At 40.3% G+C, this 23,543-nt stretch carries 20 protein-coding genes; 2 read left to right on the top strand and 18 right to left on the bottom strand.

Translation table 11 applies throughout. The annotated features are described in order from the left end of the window. Positions 1-193: 193 nt before the first annotated feature. From A2G56_RS09110 to A2G56_RS09055, 11 genes are all read right to left on the bottom strand, one after another. Entirely contained in the window at positions 194-847 is a 654-nt protein-coding gene (locus tag A2G56_RS09110) for an ABC-2 transporter permease (protein WP_062711798.1), read from the bottom strand. Then, positions 844-1,692 carry an ABC transporter ATP-binding protein gene (locus A2G56_RS09105; RefSeq protein ID WP_062711796.1) on the bottom strand — a complete coding sequence of 283 codons (849 nt, stop codon included), beginning with the start codon at positions 1,690-1,692 and terminating at the stop codon, positions 844-846. Before A2G56_RS09105 ends, A2G56_RS09110 begins: the two co-directional genes overlap by 4 nt. A 3-nt stretch (positions 1,693-1,695) precedes the next feature. Next, positions 1,696-2,067 carry a GntR family transcriptional regulator gene (locus tag A2G56_RS09100; protein WP_062711794.1) on the bottom strand — a complete coding sequence of 124 codons (372 nt, stop codon included), beginning with the start codon at positions 2,065-2,067 and terminating at the stop codon, positions 1,696-1,698. Between the two features lie 338 nt (positions 2,068-2,405). Continuing rightward, positions 2,406-4,421 (bottom strand): ATP-dependent DNA helicase RecG, encoded by a 2,016-nt coding sequence (gene recG, locus A2G56_RS09095; protein ID WP_062711791.1) that lies wholly within the window; start codon positions 4,419-4,421, stop codon positions 2,406-2,408. A gap of 112 nt (positions 4,422-4,533) precedes the next feature. Next, complete coding sequence (alr, locus tag A2G56_RS09090; protein WP_062711789.1) at positions 4,534-5,634, bottom strand: alanine racemase; 1,101 nt, start codon at positions 5,632-5,634, stop codon at positions 4,534-4,536. A 32-nt stretch (positions 5,635-5,666) separates the two neighbouring features. Further along, positions 5,667-6,017, bottom strand: a complete 351-nt coding sequence (gene acpS / locus A2G56_RS09085) for a holo-ACP synthase (protein ID WP_062711787.1) — start codon at positions 6,015-6,017, stop codon at positions 5,667-5,669. 94 nt (positions 6,018-6,111) lie between these two features. Continuing rightward, a complete protein-coding gene (secA, locus tag A2G56_RS09080) occupies positions 6,112-8,646 on the bottom strand; it encodes a preprotein translocase subunit SecA (protein WP_062711784.1) in 2,535 nt (844 codons plus the stop codon). Between the two features lie 783 nt (positions 8,647-9,429). After that, the gene (locus A2G56_RS09070) at positions 9,430-9,783 is read right to left on the bottom strand and encodes a hypothetical protein (protein ID WP_157761213.1); all 354 of its coding nucleotides are present in this window, start codon (positions 9,781-9,783) and stop codon (positions 9,430-9,432) included. Continuing rightward, positions 9,758-10,717, bottom strand: coding sequence for a mannose-6-phosphate isomerase, class I (manA, locus tag A2G56_RS09065; protein WP_062711776.1), 960 nt, complete (start codon positions 10,715-10,717; stop codon positions 9,758-9,760). The genes A2G56_RS09070 and manA overlap by 26 nt, the downstream gene beginning before the upstream one ends. Before the next feature lie 156 nt (positions 10,718-10,873). Then, positions 10,874-11,776 carry a fructokinase ScrK gene (scrK, locus tag A2G56_RS09060; protein ID WP_062711773.1) on the bottom strand — a complete coding sequence of 301 codons (903 nt, stop codon included), beginning with the start codon at positions 11,774-11,776 and terminating at the stop codon, positions 10,874-10,876. A gap of 134 nt (positions 11,777-11,910) precedes the next feature. Then, positions 11,911-13,824, bottom strand: a complete 1,914-nt coding sequence (locus A2G56_RS09055) for a sucrose-specific PTS transporter subunit IIBC (RefSeq protein WP_062711771.1) — start codon at positions 13,822-13,824, stop codon at positions 11,911-11,913. Positions 13,825-14,120: 296 nt separating this feature from the next. Between A2G56_RS09055 and A2G56_RS09050 the strand changes: the two genes are divergently transcribed. Continuing rightward, positions 14,121-15,560, top strand: coding sequence for a sucrose-6-phosphate hydrolase (locus A2G56_RS09050; protein WP_062711769.1), 1,440 nt, complete (start codon positions 14,121-14,123; stop codon positions 15,558-15,560). 1 nt (position 15,561) lies between these two features. Further along, complete coding sequence (locus tag A2G56_RS09045) at positions 15,562-16,527, top strand: LacI family DNA-binding transcriptional regulator (protein ID WP_062711768.1); 966 nt, start codon at positions 15,562-15,564, stop codon at positions 16,525-16,527. 180 nt (positions 16,528-16,707) lie between these two features. Here the strand turns inward: A2G56_RS09045 and A2G56_RS09040 are convergent, their stop codons facing one another. The 7 genes from A2G56_RS09040 to A2G56_RS09010 all read right to left on the bottom strand — a co-directional run bounded on the left by A2G56_RS09040 (position 16,708) and on the right by A2G56_RS09010 (position 22,614). After that, positions 16,708-19,092 carry an acyltransferase family protein gene (locus tag A2G56_RS09040; RefSeq protein ID WP_062711766.1) on the bottom strand — a complete coding sequence of 795 codons (2,385 nt, stop codon included), beginning with the start codon at positions 19,090-19,092 and terminating at the stop codon, positions 16,708-16,710. Beyond that, positions 19,089-19,463: an MORN repeat-containing protein gene (locus A2G56_RS09035; protein ID WP_062711764.1), complete on the bottom strand. Its 375-nt coding sequence runs from the start codon at positions 19,461-19,463 to the stop codon at positions 19,089-19,091. The genes A2G56_RS09040 and A2G56_RS09035 overlap by 4 nt, the downstream gene beginning before the upstream one ends. Before the next feature lie 60 nt (positions 19,464-19,523). Beyond that, positions 19,524-19,958: a transcription antitermination factor NusB gene (gene nusB, locus A2G56_RS09030; RefSeq protein WP_062711761.1), complete on the bottom strand. Its 435-nt coding sequence runs from the start codon at positions 19,956-19,958 to the stop codon at positions 19,524-19,526. Next, on the bottom strand, positions 19,945-20,340 hold the full coding sequence (locus tag A2G56_RS09025; protein ID WP_062711758.1) for an Asp23/Gls24 family envelope stress response protein: 396 nt from the start codon (positions 20,338-20,340) through the stop codon (positions 19,945-19,947). The genes nusB and A2G56_RS09025 overlap by 14 nt, the downstream gene beginning before the upstream one ends. A gap of 80 nt (positions 20,341-20,420) precedes the next feature. After that, positions 20,421-20,981: an elongation factor P gene (gene efp / locus A2G56_RS09020; RefSeq protein WP_062711755.1), complete on the bottom strand. Its 561-nt coding sequence runs from the start codon at positions 20,979-20,981 to the stop codon at positions 20,421-20,423. Positions 20,982-21,088: 107 nt separating this feature from the next. Next, positions 21,089-21,541: a deoxycytidylate deaminase gene (locus A2G56_RS09015; protein ID WP_062711752.1), complete on the bottom strand. Its 453-nt coding sequence runs from the start codon at positions 21,539-21,541 to the stop codon at positions 21,089-21,091. A gap of 8 nt (positions 21,542-21,549) precedes the next feature. Continuing rightward, entirely contained in the window at positions 21,550-22,614 is a 1,065-nt protein-coding gene (locus A2G56_RS09010) for a M24 family metallopeptidase (RefSeq protein WP_062711748.1), read from the bottom strand. Positions 22,615-23,543 lie beyond the last annotated feature (929 nt).

The following is a 23,543-nucleotide window of genomic DNA, read 5'->3' as shown; positions in this document are numbered from 1 at the left end:
ATTCTTAAAAAATCAAAAGCCTAGCCTGCAAACAAAAAGAACTCAGACGAGTTCTTTTTAAGCAATTATCAACATAACCTTTTGCCATTCAACTAGAAGGACTTCCTTTCTATTTTTGCATTTTGTGATACAGCCAATACAACAAAACACCAATACTAATAAGGCACAAAAGAGTTTCAATCATGATTTCCTCCTAAAATTCTTTTCTCTGCATAATGTTTTTACTAATTAGGACAGACAATGCGGCTGTAGAACAAATAACAAGAGTTCCAATAGAAATGAGAACCATGAATTCTATCCCTAATACGTGACGAACCAAGCTAGCAAACCAAGCTGATACACCATCGACCGCATGCGTCACTTGCAAGTAGACTAAGAACAATCCTGCAAATGTTATCATGATAACATGCCGAGATTTTTCACCTCCAAATTTTAAATAAACCGGAATCAGAAGGTTAATCAGTAAGCAACACGACAATAAAACAAATAAGTAAGGTAAGAAAAAACTCTTTGACGACATGTGATGAGGGAATTGACGAGATAGCAAGATCACCCCGAACGACATTAACCAAGCTAAGAAAATCAAAAAGAAACTCAAGACATATTTTTCCAATACATACTGTGTCCGCGAAACTGGTAAACAAAATAGATAGGCTTGTCCTTTAGACCTATCATCCTGGCTAATCGTGCTAATGGCCATAAGGCCGATAAAATAGGTGAAAAAACTCACTGAGAATACTGTGTCATCTGAAAAGACAGCAATCCCGACTAAGATGGCAGCAAGCACCAGCACCAGACTCAGCTGTTTCTTTATCATTTGAACATCTTTTATCAGTAAACCTTTCATAATCTCTCTCCTTCGATAATGATAGCTAGCAAACCATCAATGGTCATATCATCGATGACCAGATGTGGATAATTTTCCTTATAAAAACCTTTTTGATTTGTCAAACACTTATAATAATAAGCCTCTTTTTCAATATACTGAAGATAGTCTTTTGCAATTGATTCAAACTGCTCTTCAGTCATTTTGAGAAGGGCGTAGGTGTCTAAAATAATATCGGTATCTTCTTCCAGCAAGATTTTGCCATCATGAAGCAAGACCAACCGATCACATAAAGTTTCAATGTCTGAAGAAACATGTGAACTAATCAAGACCGCGGCTTCTTCTTTCTCTTGAAAATCTCGAATTAAGTTGAGAATCTCTTTTCGCGCAACAACGTCCAAACCAGCTGTAGGTTCATCTAGAATCAACAACTTGGACCGATGACTTAAAGCAACCAGCACTTTCAACTTAGCTCTCATCCCTGTTGAAAAGGTTTTAATGGCTGTCTTGGTAGGTAAACCAAAAGCTTGAACTTTCTTGAGAAAGTCATGTTTATCAAAAGAATGGTAGAAAGCATCAAGAATGGTGCTGATATCGCTAATGGTCATCAGTTCATTGAAATCCATATCTGGAAAAACAACACCAATTTTTTCAAAATCCTCATGATTCAAGTCACGAGTAGACTGACCGAACATGCTAATCTTTCCTTGATCAAGAGTGACTAAATCTAGGAGAGCTTTAAAAAAGGTTGATTTTCCAGAACCATTTTTACCAACAATTCCGACAGTTTCACCTGCCTTAATCTTTAAAGAAAGGTCTAACTCAAAATTCTTGTACGACTTCTTTATGTTATTGACTTCAATCATCATCTACTCCTTTATTTTCATCTCTAAGATTGCTATAATATCAGATTGCTCGATGCCATAGACAAGCGATTTTTCAATCAGCTGATCTAAAGATGCCTCAAACTCTTTTAATTGTTCCTCATAAAAACGACTGGATTGAATCTTATTGACAAAAGAACCTTTCCCATGAATGGTGCTGATTAAGCCATCTTTTTCAAGGTAATCATAGGATTTTTTAACCGTTAAAGCACTAATCTGTAATTCTTTAGCCAGTTGTCTAACTGAGGGTAAATGATCTTCTGGCAATAATGCTTGGGATAAAATAGCATTTTTTAGTTGACCATAAATTTGTTCGTAAATAGGTACCAAGGATGACTGATTGATAATAATTTCCATGTTTGACCTCTCTTTATAAACAGTATATAACAGTTTATAACAGTTGTCAAATATCACTAGACAAACGCACGTTATCTGTTTTAGGTCCTTATGTCCTTTAGTGTTTTTTATACGCAATGACAATCAAAAGCAGGCTAAGCGACGCCAGTATAGATAGAACTAAAGGAGTATCAAATCCAGTCAGCAACATCTGCATTGATTGTCGATGTGCATTAACACGAGATAAGCATTTCTAACTTCCCATTATCTCTAGCTTCTAACCTTTTTCAGAAAAGCGGCATCAACTAAAAAAAGCCATGAACCAGACCAGTTAAGGACTCATTCATGTCTTCATGTGTTTAATCAAACTGACCTTCTTTTTTCAAGTCTGTCAGAAGAACTTCCCATCTAGGATCCAGCATCCATTTTGGATCTTTGACAATTTCTGCCGAAACACGTCTGGCTTCTTCTAAGATAGGAAAGTCTTCGACAATGTCTGCCGTTTTAAATTCTGGTAAACCCGATTGACGGGTACCAAATATCTCTCCCGAACCACGCATTTTCAAATCTTTTTCTGCTAAGATAAAGCCATCATTTGTTTCACACATGGCCAGCATACGGTCTTTGCCGGTATCAGTTTTAGGATTGGCAATAAGCACAGCGTAGGATTGTTTATGACCTCGGCCAACACGGCCTCGAAGCTGGTGTAATTGGCTAAGACCAAAACGATCTGCATCCATGATTACCATAATCGTAGCATTGGGAACATTGACCCCAACTTCGATAACTGTCGTTGATACTAGTACCTGACTTTTTGCGGCTTTAAAGGCCAACATGGTTGCTTCTTTTTCATCAGCTTTCATGCGACCATGCATCAAGTCCACCCGAAAATCTTCTCCGAAGAATGCTGCCAACTCAGCATGTAACGCCACAGCATTTTTTAAGTCTAGGGCTTCTGACTCCTCAATTAAGGGAGAAATAACATAAGCCTGTGCTCCCTTGGTCAACTCATCTCTCATCCAAGTTAAGACCGTATTCAACTGCTCATGCTTGACCCATCTGGTCACGATTGGTTTTCTCCCTGCCGGCAATTCATCAATGATGGAAACGTCCATTTCGCCAAAGGTCGTGATGGCGAGCGTGCGGGGAATTGGTGTGGCTGTCATCATCAGCACATCGGGATTCTCCCCTTTTTCTCGAAAAACGCGACGCTGATTGACACCAAAACGATGCTGCTCATCTGTGATAACCAAACCTAGCTTATGGTAGGTCACAGCATCTTGAATCAAGGCGTGCGTCCCCACAATCATGTCCACAGAACCATCAGCAATAGCTGCTAACGTATCTCGTTTAACAGAAAGCTTCATGCCAGCAGTTAAGAGAGCTACATTGAGATCTGGAAATAATGCTGTCAGGCTGGCAAAGTGCTGTTCAGCCAGAATTTCCGTAGGCACCATAAGCGCTGACTGATACCCAGCGGTGTAGCTTGCATACATCGCCAAACTGGCAATAACGGTTTTTCCAGAACCCACATCTCCCTGTAAGAGACGGTTCATGTGGGCACCTGATTTCATATCTTCTAAAATTTCAGTCAGACTTCTGGATTGGGCACCCGTTAAAGGAAATGGCAGTGCTTTGACTTTTTCATCGATCATTGCTTGGTCAAAATGAAGAGCTAAGCCGCTAGTCTCAGACTTGTTTTCTGCTTTTAAGACTTGTAAATTAAGCTGAAAATAGAACAGTTCTTCGAACTTAATTCGTCGTAGAGCCTGCTTGTAAGCTGCCAAGTCCTTTGGAAAATGCATGGCTGCCACTGCTTCCTGCCTAGTCATCAAGCGATACTTTTGAAGTAAAACTTGAGGCAAATTTTCCCTGATTGATCCTAGTAATTGACTGTCAAAAGCAGATTTGATAGCCTTTACCAAAGCGGATTGTGAGACGCCTTGGGCAACATGATAGACTGGCTGCATGTCGTCTTCAACCTGCGCTAATAGTTTCATGCCTGTTAGGGCGGATTTTTTAGCATCCCACTTTCCGAAAACAGCGATTTCGCTGCCCATCTCAATCTTATCAACTAGATAGGGTTGGTTAAAAAAACTCACAGCGATAACCGCTTCATCTTGTTTGATTTTAAAGGATAAGCGATTTCGTTTAAAACCATAATACTGGACATTAGCTGGTGTTACTACCTGACCGGTAACGACAGCCTTCTCACCATCCACAAGGTCAAAAATAGAACGGCTTTTAAAATCCTCATAACGGAAAGGATAATACAAAAAGAGATCTTCAATCGTGTATAAGCCTAATTTGGCAAACTTTTCCGCAGACTTAGGTCCAAAACCTTTTAATGCTGCAATCGGTGATTGTAAATTCATATATCTATTATAACAAAGGGAGCCTCGATTGGCTCCCTTTAATCTTTTTCTCCTAAGTTGGCTCCTTACTGCCTTGTTTGATTGAAGCTAGCAGTATCTCACCCAAATAGTATCAATATTCCCTCGGCACACGGTCACTGATTAAACAGAGCACTTCATAATTAATGGTGCCACGTTTTTCGGCGACATCCGTTGCTGAAATTGACTGGTCACCGCTCTTTCCAATGAGAGTAACTTTAGTTCCCAGGGGGTATTTTTTTGGTAAACGAATGGTGGTTTGATCCATAGAAACACGTCCAACCATTTGACAAAGCTGCCCATCAACTAAAACATCAAAATCTTGCATGTCACGCGTCCAACCATCCGCATACCCGATTGGCAAAGTTCCTATCCATTCAGCTTTTGGCGAATGATAAGTCCCTCCATAACCAACTGAAGCTCCTGCTGGAACCTCCTTAACATGGACTAAGGCTGATTCCAAGTGTAGTGCTGGTTCAATATCATAAGGTAGATCTAAGGCGGTACCACTTGGATTAAGACCATAGATAATTACGCCCAGACGAACGGCATTAAACACTGTATCGGCATGCCAAATACTGGTTGCAGAATTACTAGCATGAACGACGGAAGGACAATTGTCCAATGACCTTACTAATGCTCTAAAGAAGGCCAGCTGTTCTTCAAATTGACCTTGATCCACTTCGTCTGCTGTTGCAAAATGGGTGAAAATCCCTTCAACAAAAGCACCTTGCTCTTGTAATTCAGCAATCAATGCTTCCGCTTCTGCTTGACTTCTCACACCAATTCGCCCCATGCCTGAATCAATCTTAATGTGGCAGGTGAGGCCTTTCAAATCAATCTCTGACCTTTTAGCCAAGCGCACCCACTCTAGGCTGGCAATGGTTAAGGTCAGCTGGTAATCAATTGCCAGATAAACTTCTTCTGGCAAAACAACTCCCAAGATAAGAATTGATTTCGTCACGCCTGCCTGACGTAGTTCAATGGCTTCATCTAGGTTGGACACACAAAAACCATCCACCTGTCCTTCTATATGACGAGCAACAGCAATCGCCCCATGGCCGTAGGCATTAGCCTTGACAACTGCCCAAACCTTGGGTTGGCTGGGAATATGGTCAACAACGGTACGAATATTGGCTGAAATGGCATCCAGATTAACCTTAGCCTTTGTTGGCCTGTGTAAACTTGATATCATAAAAGCACTCCTTTCCATCCTAGAACGTGACTTTAATCTTCTAAAATCACACTTGCTTGAACAAAGCCCCCACTATGTGAAATCGAAAGATGGCTCCGCCCTTCAAAAGGTGATTTATTGACATAGGGTTTGCCAAGCTGATCTGATAAGATTTCGATGTCTTGAAAAGAAACCTTTCCAATGCCAGTCCCATATGCCTTGGAAAAAGCTTCTTTAGCTGACCACCGTCCGGCTAAGAATTCTACTTGACGCTTACCTTTTAAAGCATTAAACTTCATCAGTTCATTTGGGGTTAATACACGATCAGCGAAGCTCTTTTTCTTATGATAAGCCTTTTCTATCGCTGAAATATCCTGCAAATCAATGCCATGTCCTACTATCATCTGAAATCTTCCTAAAAAGAGAGTAAGCATTCTCCAGTTTCCTGTCAAATCCTTACTCCACCTTATTGTTTAAACAGCTTGTCGCACAATCCTATTAAAATTGAGAGCGACCGTGGCAATTTTTAAATTTCTTGCCTGAACCACATGGGCACAACTCATTACGCCCAACATTGTTAAAGTCAATTGCTTCCATTTGAGAAACATCTGTTCCTTGTTTGGCAGCGATATTCTTAACAGCAGTTGTTGTCGCATGTTCTTGAGATTGCTCACGTTCTTGCTCATGAATTTGAGCTTTCATCATCGTTCTGGTAACGTCAAATTCAATGGCGCCAACCATATCGTTGAACATTCGAAAACCTTCTGTTTGATATTCAACAATAGGATTGTTTTGAGCATAACCACGAAGACCTACTGAGTTACGTAACTGATCCAAAGCATCAATATGGTCTGTCCATTTATTATCCACAACCATCAGAATCAAAACTTTTTGGAATTCAATAACAGCCTGTTCATCTGGCAACTTGGCAATCTGTTGGTTATAAATGCGGAGAGCATGGTCATAAAGGTTTTCTTTGATGACACTAAACTTCTCACCTTCCAAGTCAGACAGACTAATGGCTTCTTCTGGCAAAATGTTATTTTGAGCGAATGTTAGAATACCTTCATAAGCCTCATCTTTTGGCATACGACTATGACCATCAACAGCGCGAGCAATGGTACGTTTGATCATAGCTTTAATTTCTGGTCCAAGATCACGTGTTGATGTAATAACATCATAACGATCCGCATAGATGATTTCACGTTGCTCACGCATCACATCATCGTATTGAAGGACTTGCTTACGGGTATCGTAGTTATTACCTTCCACACGTTTTTGTGCAGCTTCCACTTGACTAGTGAAGACACGTGATTTAATGACAAGGTCCTCATCTTGATCAGCATTAAAACGCTCTAGGAAGTTTTTGATACGATCAGTACCAAAGCGGCGAAGCAATTCATCCTCTAGGGACAGATAGAATTGTGACTCACCTGGGTCACCTTGTCGACCTGAACGGCCACGGAGCTGATTATCAATACGACGACTTTCGTGACGTTCTGTCCCAATAACACAGAGGCCACCAAGCTCGCGGACACCTTCACCAAGTTTAATATCGGTTCCGCGACCAGCCATGTTGGTAGCGATAGTAACTGCTCCACGTTGACCAGCATTCATGATGATTTGAGCTTCTTTAAAGTGATTTTTGGCATTCAAAACTTCATGAGGGATACCGGCTGCAACCAAATTTTTGGAAATCAATTCACTGGTTTCAACAGCAACGGTACCAACCAAGATAGGTTGTCCTTTAGCATGACGTTCCTTGATATCTGCAATAACAGCACGGAATTTGGATTCTAATGTTGGATAGAGCAAATCCGGATTATCAATACGTTGAATAGGACGGTTAGTTGGAATCGGAATAATACGCATGTTATAAATTTCGCGGAATTCCTCTTCTTCAGTTTTACCAGTACCAGTCATACCTGCCAATTTTTTGTACATACGGAACATATTTTGGTAGGTAATAGAAGCTGATGTCTTAGATTCATCCTGAATAGGCACATCTTCTTTGGCTTCAATCGCTTGGTGAAGACCATCAGAGAAGCGTCGGCCTTCCATCGTACGACCGGTAAATTGGTCAACAATTAAGATTTCTTGTTCTTCGCTAACAACATAGTCGATGTCCAAAAGCATGATGTAGTTGGCACGAAGAGCATTGTCAATAAAGTGAGTTAGAGCAACATTTTCTAAATCATACAAGTTGTCAAGTTTGAAAAATTTCTCTGCTTTATCAATCCCTGAATCCATGAGACCGATGGTCTTACTTGGCACATCAATGGCGTAATCATCTCGGTTCAAAGTCTTTACAAAGCGATCCGCCATATAATAAAGCTGGTTGGTTTCTGAACTTGCTGGACTAGACACAATCAATGGGGTTCTAGCTTCGTCAATCAAGACAGAGTCCACCTCGTCAACTAGGGCAAAGTTCAAAGGACGTTGCACCATATCTTCTTGGCGGACAACCATGTTGTCACGCAAGTAGTCAAAGCCAACCTCTGAGTTGGTAGAGTAGGTGATGTCGCAAGCATAGGCTTCGCGTTTTTCAAAAGAAGATTTGGCTGCAAGGTTAATCCCTACTGAAAGCCCCAACCAACTATACAATTCTCCCATCTCAGTCGCATCACGTGTTGAAAGGTATTCATTAACTGTGATAACATGAACCCCTTGACCAGCAAGAGCATTGAGGTAGACAGGCATAGTCGCTGTCAGGGTTTTCCCTTCACCAGTACGCATTTCTGGTACATCACCATGGTGGAGAACAATCCCACCCATGATTTGTACATGGTAAGGATATAGTCCCAACACACGCTTAGCACCTTCGCGGACAACCGCAAAAGCTTCTGGAAGGAGATCGTCTAAAGTTTCTCCATTTTGATAACGTTTCTTAAATTCTTCGGTTTTAGCTTGTAAGTCAGGATCGCTAAGAGCCGCCATCTCATCAGCATAGCTCTCAACTTTTTTGGCTAGTTTATCAAGTTTTTTTAATTCACCTTTATCATTTTCAATGATATCTCGGATTATATTTGCCATCTTTTTCCCTTTCGATAGTCTTATCTTCTCATTTTAGCATAATACAGGGGTAAATTCAACGAAATAAAAAGCAGGAAAATGACTATTAATCAAGCAAATAGTAGACCTATTCCAGGTCTACAAAAAACTAGGATAAACAGCATCAGCTTCGGAAGCTAAATAAAACTCTATAAACGGTAGCGACATTAAAAGGTGATACTTAACCATAAGTAACAAGAGTATTAGGAATCTTGAGTTGGTCACTTTTCTGAGAGTTGCTATTTCGTCAAATAATAAAAAAGGTTGAAGAAAATTGTCAAAAAATGACTTTCTACAACCTGAAACGAAGACAAGAGCCCTTTTTTCTCTAATACTATTGAAGCCACTTAAAGACGCAGTGCGAGGTACTCAAAAACTTGAACATTTTCTGAAACAAAGAGCGATGGACAAAGTAAGTACTTCAAAACGTCGTCAGACCCTCTCCAACATGAAAATAGCGAAGAATTAACCTTTCCAGCATGACATCATAAACCTCTTAGAGAGATTGAGATAACAGTGTCTCTAAGAGGTTCTTTTTTCCAGCATGAAAAAAGATTGGAGAAAATTGTCCAAAATGAACTTTTTCTTCAATCTGCTGACTGACAAATAAATACCTTCGTCTCATTCACTGACAAGCTCAACTTCGTTCATCACGATTGTTTGAGATAACCTTCTCCAAATCCACCTCCCAGTTCAAACACTAAGACAGTAAAGTATCACTTAACAAGCTGCCTTAAACATACACAGGGGGGACAAAGCTTTAAGTTAACGATTTTGGCTTCGCTCTTCTTTGGGAAATACTGCCATAAATTCAGAGATTGTTGCTACCATTTTTTCCTTGAAAAAAGGAAGGTTTTCTGGACTTGCTGAAACAGTTACCACAGGACTTACCACAAAATCTGCAAAATAGCTATAGGCTAACTGATGATCCTGATAATAAAATTTCAACAATGGATGTGGGGTTTTATCACCACAAGGACCAGGTTCTGAAATAGAAAGGGCATAGTGATTCCCATCATAACGTTTCACTTGAAAATAACGCCCTTGATAAAAGATAGCTTCCTCAGGAAAATGATCAATCAACCATTCCAAATCAGTCATCATTTTTTTCTCCGACATGACTGACAATCATATCAAGTTTGCCATCGAATTCCCACGATTCAACTTGATTAGGAATAATGAAATGATCTCCTTTTCGAATGCAGAAAATCCCATTATCTACTGTAATGTGGCCTTCACCATCAATAACACTAACTAATAGATAAGGTGCCGTTTGCTGCATGACAACGGATCGGCTAACTTTCCAGTTATAGACCGTAAAGAAAGGGTTAGCAACTAAAAGTGTCGAAGTAAGTCCTCCTACTGAAATCTCAGCAGGTGTACTATTTTGAGGCTGCCCAATGGTCATCACATCGACGGATTGTTTCAAATGAAGTTCCCGAAGATTCCCTTGATCATCCTTTCGATCAAAATCATAGACACGATAGGTAGTATCACTTGATTGTTGGGTTTCTAAAATCATGATTCCTTTGCCAATGGCATGCATGGTGCCGCTTGGGACATAGTAAAAATCACCTGCTTTTACTGGAATACGAGTCAAGAGGTGGTCCCAATCACCTGATTCAATCATCTGAGCCAACTCCTCTTTGGACTTAGCATGATGACCATAGATGATCTCAGCTCCCTCTTCAGCTGATAGAATATACCAACATTCTGTTTTGCCTAGTTCTCCCTCATGAATCATGGCATAATCATCATCTGGGTGAACTTGGACACTCAACCAATCATTAGCATCAAGAATTTTGGTTAACAATGGAAAAACACCACTATCTGGATTGCCAAAAACATCTGGATGATTTTGGTAAAGTTCATCCAATCCCATCCCCTTGAATTTACCATTTTTAATGGTAGACACACCATTTGGATGCGCGGAAATAGCCCAACATTCACCGGTATGATCCGATGGAATCTCGTAACCATATTCTTGTGCTAGGCGACTACCACCCCAAATTTTCTCTTGCATCACTGGTGCTAAAAATAAAGGCTTAGCCATATCCGTTTCCTTTCAAGTTTCTTCATTTCAGAAGCAAATTAGAGTCATTATACCCCTTTTTAGAAAGTGGTTCAAGACAAAGTCAACTTATCTTCAAAAATCCCTGCCCAAGACTAACCATTTAGAACAGAAAAAATCTGGCCACAACCAGATTTTTTACTGTAATCCATAACTAGCTTTTCGATCAGCAACATCTTTGGCAAGCGCAAAGTTACCCAATGTCGCTGAACCATTTTCCGCAACAGCAGGTGTTACGATATACTCTGACACATCAGGGACTGGAAGGTAGCCATTCAGTAGAGCTGTGAATTTTTCACGAACTCGACGCAACATATGCTCCTGCACCATAACCCCTCCACCAAAAACAATGACTTGTGGGCGATAGAGAACGGTCGCTTGAACAGCTGCTTGCGCAATATAGTAGGCTTGGATATCCCAAACATCTGAATTTTGGTCAATCAACTCGCCACGAATTCCTGTACGAGCTTCAAGAGATGGACCAGCAGCTAAACCTTCCAAACAACCTTTGTGGAAAGGACAGACGCCTTGAAATTCATTCGCATAATCGCGGGGATGACGAGGAACATAGACATGCCCTGCCTCTGTGTGTCCAACACCGCCAACAAATTCACCTCGTTGGATAGCACCAGCTCCGATACCCGTGCCAATAGTATAATAAACTAAGCTATCAACACCTTTACGCGCCATCACTTCTCCATAAGCTGAACTGTTGACATCTGTTGTAAAGTAAAAGGGGACGTTGAATTCTTTCGAAATCAACCCAACCAAGTCAACATTCGCCCAGTGTTCTTTTGGCGTTGTTGTGATATATCCATAAGTATCAGAATTTTGGTCAATATCAATCGGACCAAACGAACCAATAGCAATACCTTGCAAATCCTTTTCGTAGCGCTTGAAGAATGCCACCGTACGTTCTATCGTTTCGTAAGGGGTCGTTGTTGGAAATTGTGTTTTTTCAACAACGTTAAACTGTTCATCACCGATAGCACAGACAAACTTTGTCCCACCAGCTTCCAAACTCCCGTATAATTTAGGCATAATATCTCCTTTTTTATCTTGCATTGTTATCTTTATTATAAGTAAATTTAGTGCTTCTCGCAAGAAACGTCCTGTCGTCTTTCAATAAGAAAACACTCTAATCTAAGATTAGAGCATTTCTCGAGAATTTAGGATTATTTGACAGCAACCAAAGCATCACCTTTAGCAACTGTTCCTGTTGCTAGGGTATTGATCTCAGCGTAATCCGGCGTATTTGTCACGATCATCATAGTTGTGCTATCAAGACCTGCTGCTGCAATTTCATCGAGATCAAACGTTCCAAGAACATCACCTTTTTTAACGACTTGGTTGGCTTTCACTTTTTGATCAAATCCTTTACCATCCATCGAAACGGTGTCAATACCGATATGGATAAGTATCTCTGCTCCATCATTAGATTTAATGCCATAAGCGTGTCCGGTTTCAAAAGCAATTTGGATAACACCATCAACTGGAGAGTAAACCGTATTGTCAGTTGGTTTGATGGCAACCCCTTTACCCATAGCTTCTGAAGCAAACACTGGATCATTAACAGACGTTAAGCTAACAACTTCACCATTAAGAGGTGACACAATCGTTTCCTCTGAAAGCGTTACAGGAGCTGCTACGGCAGGTTCTGATTTGACGTCTTCAGTAGAGGTAGGTGCCGCTTGTTGTGTAACTGTTTCTTCATCTTTATAGCCAAAGAAGTAAGTCAGCACGAAGGCAAGGGCTGTTGTTCCGAGAACCATGATGACGTATTTAAGCACTTGGCCGTTGAGGTAAAGTAGCGTACCTGGAATGATTGTAATTCCAAAGCCAGTACCAGCCAATTTAAAGATTGACGCCAACCATCCACCAGCTGCACCAGCGATAAGACCCATGATAAACGGTTTACCAAAACGTAGGTTAACCCCAAAGATAGCAGGTTCAGTAATCCCAAGACCAGCTGAAAGAGCTGCAGGGAAAGCAAGAGCTTTCAATTTTTTATTTTTCGTTTTAACACCAACTGCAAGCGTTGCACCAGCTTGTGCTGTCATCGCTGCTGTGATAATGGCGTTGAATGGGTCTTTACCATCAGCCGCAATCAATTGTGACTCAAGAAGGTTAAAGATATGGTGAACACCAGTAACAACAATGATTTGGTGAAGGCCACCAAGGATAAGTCCTGAAAGACCAAGTGGCAAGTTAAGGATAAATTTAGTTCCAGCTAGAACATAGTTTTCAACGCTATGAAAGACCGGACCAATAACAAAGAGTGACAAAGCTGACATAATGGTAAATGTCAAGAATGGTACAACCAGAAGGTCAAGAACATCGGGAACCACTTTATGCAGTTTTTTCTCAAGTTTAGCACCCAAGAGACCTACGAAGAAGGCTGGGAGAACTGAGTTTTGGTAACCAACAACAGGAATAAATCCGAAGAATTCAATTGGCTTGGCTGCTCTAGAGGCCACATCCCAAGCATTTGGAAGGGCTGAGTTTACCATCATAAGTCCCAAGACCAAACCGATAACTGGATTACCGCCAAATACCCGGAAGGCTGACCATGAGATCAAGGCTGGGAAGAAGGCGAAAGCTGTATCAGTTAAAACAACCGTATAAGTATAGAAGTTTGTTGATGAGAAGGCTTCTGATGTTGTTCCAAACATCCCCAAAATCGTATCGTTGTTGATAGCACCACGGATACCCATGAAAAGACCAGTCGCAACGATAGCTGGAAGCAAGGGAACAAAGACGTCACCAAAAGTACGAATAGCACGCTGGAAAGCATTTCCTTGTTTAGCAGCTTCTTCTTTTTGTTCACCAGTTGATGAGGTTGGAAGACCTAGGGCAACCACTTCATCATAAATTTTATTGACAGTACCTGTACCAAAGATGATTTGGTATTGACCTGAGTTAAAGAAAGCTCCTTGTACTTTTTCAATTTCTTCCGTTTTGGCTTTATCGATTTTTGATTCATCGTTAACCATCACACGAAGACGTGTGGCACAGTGAGCGACACTTTTAACATTATCGCGACCACCAAGAGCAACGATGACTTCTTCTGCAATTTGCTTATTATCCATTTGCAAAAAGACTCCTTTTATTATTTTCTATTAAGTTAAGTGAAAGCGTTTCACATCACACCATCATTTTATCAGGTTTTAAAAATATGTCAAGCGTTTTGCAGAAATTATTATAAATTGACAGTAAACCATTGATTTTTAGTGAGAAAACGTTTACTATATAATTGACATCTGTTGACAGAAAACTGTTTATTTCTGCCGATTACTAATACAATAGAAAGGACGTGTTCAGTGGGCAATCGTCAGCTGAACACGGAGCTACTCACATATTTGCTTAGCTCTGATGTATCATATTTATGAATTTACCTACCGAAATTCGCTATCGCCGTTATGAGGATTGGACAGAAGACGAGAAAAATAAAATTGCTGAAAATAAAACAAAATCGCCATGGCTCACTAGCTATCACCTAGAGCCAAAAACTGGCTTATTAAACGATCCAAATGGCTTTTCTTACTTTAATGGTAAGTTTCAACTCTTCTACCAAAACTGGCCATTTGGTGCAGCTCACGGCTTAAAACAATGGGTTCACACTGAATCAAGTGACCTTGTCCATTTTAAAGAAACAGGAGTTACTCTAGAGCCCGACCATGTCAACGATAGCCATGGAGCCTACTCAGGGTCTGCCTATGAGATTGATGGTAAGCTCTTTCTCTTTTATACGGGTAACGTCCGTGATGACAACTGGATCCGTGACCCGCTTCAAGTCGGAGCTTGGATGGATCAGGATGGTCATATTGAAAAATGTGACAAGGTTCTCATTCAACAACCAGACGATGTGACCGAACATTTTCGTGACCCTCAAATCTTTAACTATCAAGGACAATTCTATGCCATTGTAGGTGCTCAAAACCATGATAAACAAGGCTTTATCAAACTTTATAAGGCTACTAACAATGATGTTCATAACTGGAAATTTGTCGGCAATCTTGAATTTGGTGGTACTGGATCAGAATACATGATTGAATGCCCAAATCTTGTCTTCGTTGATGGACACCCTGTTCTCCTTTATAGCCCACAAGGTTTAGATAAATCTGAACTCAATTATGACAATATTTACCCTAATACCTATAAAATATGTCAAGCGTTTGACACACATGCAGCTAAACTGCTTGAGGCATCCCCTATTTATAATCTAGATTATGGTTTTGAAGCCTATGCAACACAAGCTTTTAATGCTCCTGACGGTAAGGTTTATGCGATCAGTTGGATTGGATTGCCAGATATTGACTACCCTACTGACCAATATGACTACCAGGGTGCCATGAGTTTGGTTAAGGAACTATCAATCAGAGACGGCAAACTCTATCAATACCCTGTCTCAGCCATGAAGGATTTGCGATTAGAAGCCAAAGCTCTATCCAATCGATCTAGCAGTCAAAATACTTATGAACTGGAAGTCACCGTCCCTGCTGACGATAAATCCCAACTTATTTTATTCTCTGATGAACAGTTAAATGGCCTAACAATCACAATTGATACTACCCAAGGCCAAATCCTTGTGGACCGTTCTTCTGCTGGTCAGCAGTATGCTGTCGATTTTGGTAACACACGGCAATGTGACATTGATAAAGCAGAGACAAAACTCAATATTTTTGTCGATAAATCAATCTTTGAGATTTTTGTTAACGATGGTGAAAAAGTCTTTACCGGCCGTGTCTTCCCAAGTCAAGACCAATCTGGAATTTATATTAAAGAAGGGCAAATTAGCGGTAGCTACTTTGAATTAAGGGTCTAACATGGTCGCAAAACTCACCGATGTTGCACAACTCGCTGGCGTTAGTCCTACGACAGTTTCACGCGTTATCAATAAAAAAGGCTATCTCTCACAAAAAACCATCGACAAAGTCCATCAAGCCATGCATGACTTGGGCTACAAACCAAATAATCTAGCTCGTAGCCTGCAAGGAAAATCCCCTCAATTAGTTGGCTTGATTTTTCCTAACATTTCCAATATCTTCTTTGCGCAATTGATTGAGCATTTGGAAATTCAACTGTTTGAAAAAGGCTACAAAACCATTATTTGTAATAGTCAGCATAATCCCATCAAAGAAAAAGAATATTTAGAAATGCTCGCTGCTAACCAAGTAGATGGTATCATCTCATCCAGCCACAATCTAGGAATCAAAGATTACGAAAAAGTAGAAGCCCCCATCGTTGCTTTCGACCGTAACCTCGCTCCTCACATCCCCATCGTTTCCTCTGATAATTTTGAAGGAGGCAAGCTGGCAGGGCAGCTCCTAAAAAAAGCTGGATGTACACATAGTATTATGATCACGGGTAATGATAATTCTAACTCTCCGACTGGATTACGCCAGCTAGGCTTTAGCTATGAACTAGGTAAAGACACGCCAGTTCATCACATTCCGCGAGAATTATCAACCTTGAGACGTGAAATGGAGATCCGCTCTATCATCGCCAAAGAAAATCCTGACGGCATTTTTACCTCTGATGATTTAACAGCCGTACAGGTAATCAAAGTGGCGCAAGAAATGGGCAAACGAATTCCTGAAGATTTAAAACTGATTGGATATGATGGAACGGACTTTATGGAACAGTATTTCCCACACCTAACAACCATTAAGCAACCCATTGAAGATTTGGCCAGCCTCATTGTAGATGTTTTAATCAAAAAAATGTCTGGTCAAGAAACCAGTCGAGACTATATTCTACCAATTAGTTACTCCGCTGGTAGAACCGTCTAAACAAGATTATGTTGCCAAAGTCGCCCATCCGAAAACTTCGTTTTGGGGACACAAACGCCGGACAAATCAAATTCACCAAAAGAGTTTGAACCTGAAAATGGGTGAAAAACAGCCTCTCAAGCACCAAATTGCTCCTAATGAAACTCTAAAAAAGAAGCTAGGAATAATCTAGCTTCTTTTTCACTCTCCTTTTGCAGGTTGGTTTTGAACCTTCTCAAGAGCTTTCATGATGGTATCTGTGTAATAGCCAGATGCCTTAGCTAATAAATCATAATCCAGCAGACCATCCGTTCGTTCAAAGTGAACCGAATCAGTTCCTTCCCAGATTTCAGGATGAGCTTCTGCTGTCTTTTTCCAATCCGCTACTGCGACAAAATCATATTTTTTAGCAAGTTTCATTTCATTTTGTCTAGTATCATAAACGTTTGATCCTTTAACATTACTGTATGACCCATTATAAGGCGTCACAAGGACCAATCGACGATTATCAGGTAAACTAGCAACTAGGTCATCCAAAACTTCCTTGCTATTGGTCACTTCGTTCACTCCAACGGCTACAACAATATTTTTGGGCAGCGCTCCATTATCAGCATAGTTCTTGATGATAGTAGCGGCATCAGCCAAATTTCTATTACTTTTAGAGTCGATAATGGCTCCTTGGAAACGAGCATTGACACTTTCTCCAGCATGGACTGCAACAGAATCTCCGATAAATAGAAGATCATCAGTCATCCTTGTTCCAGCAGAATCATAACGTTGTTTGAAGTCATCTAATTTAGCCGTAATAGCATCTAGGTACAACTGTGCACCCAAACGACTCGTCTCAACAGTATGAGAGAAATGAGTGCCATCAGAGCCTGGCCATAACTCGGTGTGTTCTAATGCTATCTTGTACCAATCCGCTACGGATACCCTATCATCTTTTTCGGCCAACTTCAGTTCGTAATCACGGATAGCCTTAATCTCTTCTACCGCTTCTGTTTGACTATAAGGCGTTACAAAGATCAAATGATGATCTTTTGGTAATTTAGCTAGGAAGGCTTGGATGTGCGCTTGGTAGTTATTGGGTGAATTAACACCTACGGCAACGACTGTATAGGTTGGTAAATTGCCAGAATCAATATAATTTTGATAAATGTCAAAGGCTTGATCAAAACGCCTACTGTCTGCCACATCAACAGTTGCCGATTTCAGTTTTTCTGGCATGGTATGGACAGAATCAAGGGCAACAGAATCGCCAATCACAAGGACGTTGTCATATTGCTCACTAACAGCTCTCTGTCCAGAAGATGGTTGTTTGATGCCACCAACAGCTAGTTGCTTAGTTGTCCCCATCCCTATATCAAATTGCTGAAGATTCTTTTCAAGCATATTTTGCTCAAAAGGCCCCAAAACTGGAGCAGCTTTGGCAATCTGCACCATATAAGCACCCAAAATCATAAAGTAAATCAAGGCAACCCCATAAGCTAAACGCAGCAAAATAGCTTGTCTCCTATCACTTTGAATCTGTCCCATAAGCATTGGTTCTAAAAGATAAAAGGAGATCGTTGATAAAACAACCGAAGTCAAAGTTGTCACTAGAACAGCCACGTGATCAGAAAATAAATCTTTTGTGATTTGTAAAATAGGCCAATGATAGAGGTAGACGCTGTAACTGATATTAGCTAAAAATGAAATCACAATAGGCTCTGTTTTACCAGAAAATTGATCATGCAAAACGCGACACAAAACAATACTAAAGCCAGTTAGACCAGTAGCTAACACAAAACCGAATCGGTAAGTGAATACACTATCAAAATGCAGGCATTTGGCTAATACCAAAAGTAGGCTTGTTAATGCTAAAACTAGACCTAAGGTTTGAATTGGTTTTACCTTATTCTTGATAACATCATGCAAGATGCCCACGTGCTTAATCCCTGATAAAGCACCAAAGCAACTGCCCACAAAAAGAGGAAAGGCATGACTGAAAGTAGAAAAGTAAAGAACAGAATCCTCAACACCCATGAAACTGCCAACAATCATCACCAAAGCACTTGCAAGACCCAAACCAGCTGATAAGTATAACACACCCTTACGAAAGCTCTCCGGCTTAGGAAGATACTTGACCAAGAGCCATAAAGCAATTCCCCAAAAGAGGTAGTATTGAAACTCGATGGCTAAACTCCAAGTGTGCAAAAACAGATGTGGTGAAAACTGATTTTCATAGTGACTGCCCAGAAGTATTTCATAAATATTAGTCACAAAACCAAGAGCCGCCTTGATTTGATGACCAATTGAAGCCAGAAAATCCCTACGAATCAATAAGGCAAACGGCATAACTTGCAAAATCATAAAGAGCAAGGGTGGCAAAATACGATAAAATCTACGCCTCAAGTAATCGACCAAATGGATTTTCTTTTTCTCATAAACCGCATCTATCAAAAGAGCTGTGATCAAATAACCAGAAAAGGTAAAGAAGATATCTACACCTATAAAACCACCTGGTAATATGTCTTTATAAAAATGATATAACAAGACAAAAAGTAAGCCTAGAACCCTAATAAACGAAAACCATTGTATTCTCATTTTTGATAAATCCCCTGCTTAAACTTTCCTTTATATTGCTTGCCGTCAGGTAATTTCAATCGTCCATTTCCATTGGCCTGTCCTTTTTTAAACTCGCCGGTATAAGACCAACCCTCGTGAGAGTAAAAAGTCCCCTGACCATCAAACGCACCGTCTTTAAACTGGCCAACATAGCGATCTTTATTATCATAAGTCAGCGTCCCTTTTCCATTTAGACGTCCATTTCGAAGGACACCATTGTAAGTCATTTTATTATTAGCCAGCGATAAAACAGCCTTCTTGGGATAGGTTGAATAGATAGTCCAGCCTGCAAAAGCTAAAATTAACAAGGCAGCCATCGCTTCTACTAACCTCTTCATTAACATTTTCATTACTAACTCCACTGATAAAAACCTTCCAAGACTAACTTGAAAGGTTATGTTACTATCTAATTATTCAACAACAAATTGACTCAAGAGACCGTTAATAAACTTAGCTGATGTTTCATCTGAATACTTCTTAGCAATCTCGATAATTTCATTTAAGGCAACACGCTCAGGTGTTTCCTCAAAAAATTTAATCTCAAACAAGCCAAGGCGAAGCATGGTCTTATCCGTCAAGGTCAGACGCTCGATAGACCAACCTTTACGCAATTTTTCAGAAATTAAAGCATCTAATTCATCCTTATGGCTTTCAACGCCATTAACAAGATTCAATAAGAAAGCGGGAACTTCAACAGTTTCCTCATCCTCAACCGTCTTATCATGAAGATAAGCTGATTCGGATGCTTGTAACCATTCGCCACCAAATTCCATGCTAAACAAGGCTTGAAAAGCACGTTCGCGGAGGTCACGTCTTGAGCCAGTATAAATACTAGTCTTGCTCATTCAAAAAATCCTCGCTGAAAAGACTGTTCAAATCAGGTTTTGGAGTCTTTTCAGGGACAATTCCAACTACATGAACATTTACTTGAGCAACTGTTACTTCTGCCATATCATAAACAGCTGCTTTAACAGCTTTCTGTACAGCAATGGAAACAGTTGGCACATTGACACCATATTGAAGATAGACATAAATATCGGCAACAACGTCACCATTCTCGTTATTCTTCAAGTAAACACCACGACCAAGACTCGCTTTACTTAGCGTATCTGCTGCTTTTTTGTTGTGCAATGAATGAACACCGTCAACTTTAGTTGCAGCAATCCCTGTAATAACTTCCAATACGCGTGGCGAAATAACAATTTCGCCAATATTTTCAGTAATCATAGCTTTTCCTTTCGTCATTATAGTTTAAGTCAGTTTTTTCATATTTGAAAAAACGCAACTATAAATTTCTTTACCTTGGCTTAGGCACGTGAAACGTATGTACCTTCAGCAGTGTTAACAACAAGCTTTTGACCAACTTCAATGAAGTCAGGAACGTTAACCACAAGACCTGTTTCAAGAGTTGCTGGCTTACCTGAACCAGTAACCGTTGCTCCTTTAATAGAAGGTTGTGTCTCAACGACAGTCAATTCAACAGTTGTTGGTACCGTCACACCGATAACTTCTGTTCCATAGAATTGGATCTTAACTTCTTCATTTTCTAATATGTAGAGCAACTCATTTTCTACGTTTGCGACCGGAATTTCATATTGGTCATAGCTTTCAGTATCCATAAAGAAGGCTGTGTCGTCCATCTTGTAAAGGTATTGAGCAGGGCGTGTTTCAATGATGGCTTGCTCAAATTTTTCATCTGGACGGTAAGTTGTGTCAAAGGTTGATCCTGAACGCACGTCACGCAATTTCATACGCATGATCGTGTTACCTTTACCAGGTTTATGGTGACTGGCGTCCAAGACTTTAATCAATTTGCCATCAGATGCTACGAAAGTCATACCTGCTCTAAGCTTACTTGCTTCAATCATTCTCTTATTACCTCTTTGTAAAAATTATTTATCACTTCATTCTAGCACAAATACTAGCTTTTGTAAAAAGTCAAACTATTTTTCATGACTGCTCTTTACATTTGCGGTTATTCTTTGGTTCCTAGGGTCATGGCAGGTACATCGTGTTGAATGTAAGCAACACCCTTTTTCTCCAAAAGTTCAATCGCAAAACGATGTGGTCGGTAGTTAGCTTTGTAAGTGATCTTTTTTATTCCTGCTTGTAGAAGGGCTTTGGTGCAGTTTAAGCAGGGAAAATGCGTTACATAGATCTCAGTGCCATCTGTTGAGATCCCTTCTTTAGCACACTGGATCAGAGCATTCATCTCTGCATGGACGGTTCGAATACAATGCCCATCTTCCATATAGTGTCCGACTTCATTACAGTTATCCGTTGCTGAAACACCACCATTATAACCAGTCGCAATAATGCGATTATTTTTCACTAAAACAGCACCTACAAAAGCCCTATCACAAGTGGAACGCTTAGAAATCAACTCAGCGTTGGCCATGAAATAATCCTGCCAGGATAATCTCTCCATACTCTCTCCTATTTTAATACGATCAATTCTTTAGGGGCTTGGGTCAATACTTCGCACCCATTTTTTGTAATAACTAAGTCATCTTCAATACGGAGTCCGTATTTATTTGGCAAATAGATACCTGGTTCATCCGTCACTACCATACCAGCCTCCAGCTTATCCTCACTACCACGGAAAAATGGATTTTCATGAATATCCAAACCAATACCATGACCGATACCGTGTGTGAAGAATTCTCCATAACCCGCATTCTCTATAACCTGACGAGGAATGGCATCAAAGTCTTTATAAGTCATCCCTGCTTTTGCTTGGTCAATCAAGGTCTGATTAGCTCTTAGGACAACATCGTAAATCTCACGTTCTTCATCCGTCACGTGCCCGATATGAATGGTCCGCGTCATATCACTGACGTAATGCTTGTAGTAACAACCGAAGTCCAAGGTTAACGATTCTCCTGACTGAATGACCTTGTCACTGGCAACACCGTGAGGCATGGCAGAGCGATAACCCGAAGCAGTGATAGTCTCAAAAGATACTCCCGAAGCACCGTAGTGACGCATACGAAAATCAAGGAAATTGGCCACTTGCAACTCTGTCGTTTGACCAGGTTTGATAAAATCCAGCACATCTACAAAAGCCTTATCAGAAATTTGACAGGCCTGACGGATAGTGTCAATCTCTGATTTGTCTTTTACCACGCGCAAGGTTTCTACAAAGTCTGTCTGAGGCAGCCACTGTGTCTGAGGCGATAAGCTTGTCAATTGGCCATAAAAAGCATAAGAAACTTGACTATCAAAACCGACTCTGGCAAGCTGATCAGCCTTGATTATGTTAGAAACTTCAGCCAAAGCTGTACGTGTCTCAATGATGTCAAATCCTTCAACCACTTCCTTGGCAATCAATGTATAGCGAGCATCTGTCATAAAGATGCGACGATTGCGAGTGATGAAAACGGTACTCTCCGTTCCCCAAAAACCAGTCAGATAGTAGATATTCTTTTGCCCTGTCACTAAAAAACCATCCAAATTTGATTGCGCTAATTTTTCTTCAAAACGAACAATCCTAGAATCCATAATAACCTCCTGAATAAAACATTAAACTTATCTTATTTTAACAAAAAATCCTCGAAAACGAGGAATAATTCATGATTTAACGATAAAGTGTGTTGTGCAAACGCTATTGCTCCAGAATACTTCTCAATCATTTAAATCAGCAAAATGGCAACAGCTATTGTCAACACAATATTTGTGAGATGCCTTGCTTATTTTTAATTTAGGTTAAGTACCAAGCGCACGTCCTCAAAAACCTTGCATGCCTTGGTAAATAGTAGAACACTTCAACTTCAACCGCTAACCTCTTTAACTGCCCATCAATCAATACCTGAGCAACAACTGAACAAGCATCTCGAATTGCTATCACGTCAAAATCTTTAACCACATATTAAGCATGGGTAATGACCCATCATCTGTACTCAAGACCTAACTATCCGACAACAACAACATCATCTCAAATGCTCCAGCCCCTTGTCAGCTAGTAAAGGCTATGAAGACTTGTAATGAGGAGAGCGACGCGCTTGACCTTCGTCACTTTCCGACGTAACTTTTCAAGTTTCTCTTGGACGTGGTCCTCTTAATACGATTGTCATCATTTATAAAAAAACTCCATTATAGTCTTTTGAATTAAGGTTGAGACATCGTCACTTTCGCCTTGCCCTACTCAAGTGTTGCCCGCATCTCAATTCTTTGTCTCAACGTTAGTTCATTCGACTATAATAGCTAGCCATAGCCACTGTCTCTATCTTCTTGTTTGACAAAGACTTCCCAAAATAGCTCAGCAATCATTTAGAGTTTGAGGCAGGCTTCCCAAGCTCTTTCTGCATTACTGTTTATGCTCGAGACTATATTGCGACGTCTTTTGTGTCAAAAATTCAACAGGATGTTTATCAAAAATACTCCTGCTACTTGGCTTGTTGGATGTAGTATAGGAAGCATAGTAGCAAGTA

This window comes from Streptococcus halotolerans (assembly GCF_001598035.1).
In the GTDB taxonomy this organism is placed as follows: domain Bacteria; phylum Bacillota; class Bacilli; order Lactobacillales; family Streptococcaceae; genus Streptococcus; species Streptococcus halotolerans.
This window is presented reverse-complemented; position numbering and strand designations above follow the sequence as displayed.

Excerpts from the sequence above, each read along its gene's own strand:
- A2G56_RS09110 (WP_062711798.1), bottom strand. The coding sequence starts at position 847 with ATGAAAGGTTTACTGATAAAAGATGTTCAAATGATAAAGAAACAGCTG.
- acpS (WP_062711787.1), bottom strand. The coding sequence starts at position 6,017 with ATGATAGTAGGACATGGCATTGATTTGCAGGATATTTCAGCGATAGAA.
- A2G56_RS09055 (WP_062711771.1), bottom strand. The coding sequence starts at position 13,824 with ATGGATAATAAGCAAATTGCAGAAGAAGTCATCGTTGCTCTTGGTGGT.
- A2G56_RS09105 (WP_062711796.1), bottom strand. The coding sequence starts at position 1,692 with ATGATTGAAGTCAATAACATAAAGAAGTCGTACAAGAATTTTGAGTTA.
- manA (WP_062711776.1), bottom strand. The coding sequence starts at position 10,717 with ATGGCTAAGCCTTTATTTTTAGCACCAGTGATGCAAGAGAAAATTTGG.
- A2G56_RS09045 (WP_062711768.1), top strand. The coding sequence starts at position 15,562 with ATGGTCGCAAAACTCACCGATGTTGCACAACTCGCTGGCGTTAGTCCT.
- nusB (WP_062711761.1), bottom strand. The coding sequence starts at position 19,958 with ATGAGCAAGACTAGTATTTATACTGGCTCAAGACGTGACCTCCGCGAA.
- A2G56_RS09050 (WP_062711769.1), top strand. The coding sequence starts at position 14,121 with ATGAATTTACCTACCGAAATTCGCTATCGCCGTTATGAGGATTGGACA.
- A2G56_RS09100 (WP_062711794.1), bottom strand. The coding sequence starts at position 2,067 with ATGGAAATTATTATCAATCAGTCATCCTTGGTACCTATTTACGAACAA.
- secA (WP_062711784.1), bottom strand. The coding sequence starts at position 8,646 with ATGGCAAATATAATCCGAGATATCATTGAAAATGATAAAGGTGAATTA.
- A2G56_RS09010 (WP_062711748.1), bottom strand. The coding sequence starts at position 22,614 with ATGGATTCTAGGATTGTTCGTTTTGAAGAAAAATTAGCGCAATCAAAT.
- A2G56_RS09025 (WP_062711758.1), bottom strand. The coding sequence starts at position 20,340 with ATGATTACTGAAAATATTGGCGAAATTGTTATTTCGCCACGCGTATTG.
- A2G56_RS09070 (WP_157761213.1), bottom strand. The coding sequence starts at position 9,783 with ATGTCGGAGAAAAAAATGATGACTGATTTGGAATGGTTGATTGATCAT.
- recG (WP_062711791.1), bottom strand. The coding sequence starts at position 4,421 with ATGAATTTACAATCACCGATTGCAGCATTAAAAGGTTTTGGACCTAAG.
- scrK (WP_062711773.1), bottom strand. The coding sequence starts at position 11,776 with ATGCCTAAATTATACGGGAGTTTGGAAGCTGGTGGGACAAAGTTTGTC.
- A2G56_RS09015 (WP_062711752.1), bottom strand. The coding sequence starts at position 21,541 with ATGGAGAGATTATCCTGGCAGGATTATTTCATGGCCAACGCTGAGTTG.
- A2G56_RS09035 (WP_062711764.1), bottom strand. The coding sequence starts at position 19,463 with ATGAAAATGTTAATGAAGAGGTTAGTAGAAGCGATGGCTGCCTTGTTA.
- A2G56_RS09040 (WP_062711766.1), bottom strand. The coding sequence starts at position 19,092 with ATGAGAATACAATGGTTTTCGTTTATTAGGGTTCTAGGCTTACTTTTT.
- alr (WP_062711789.1), bottom strand. The coding sequence starts at position 5,634 with ATGATATCAAGTTTACACAGGCCAACAAAGGCTAAGGTTAATCTGGAT.
- efp (WP_062711755.1), bottom strand. The coding sequence starts at position 20,981 with ATGATTGAAGCAAGTAAGCTTAGAGCAGGTATGACTTTCGTAGCATCT.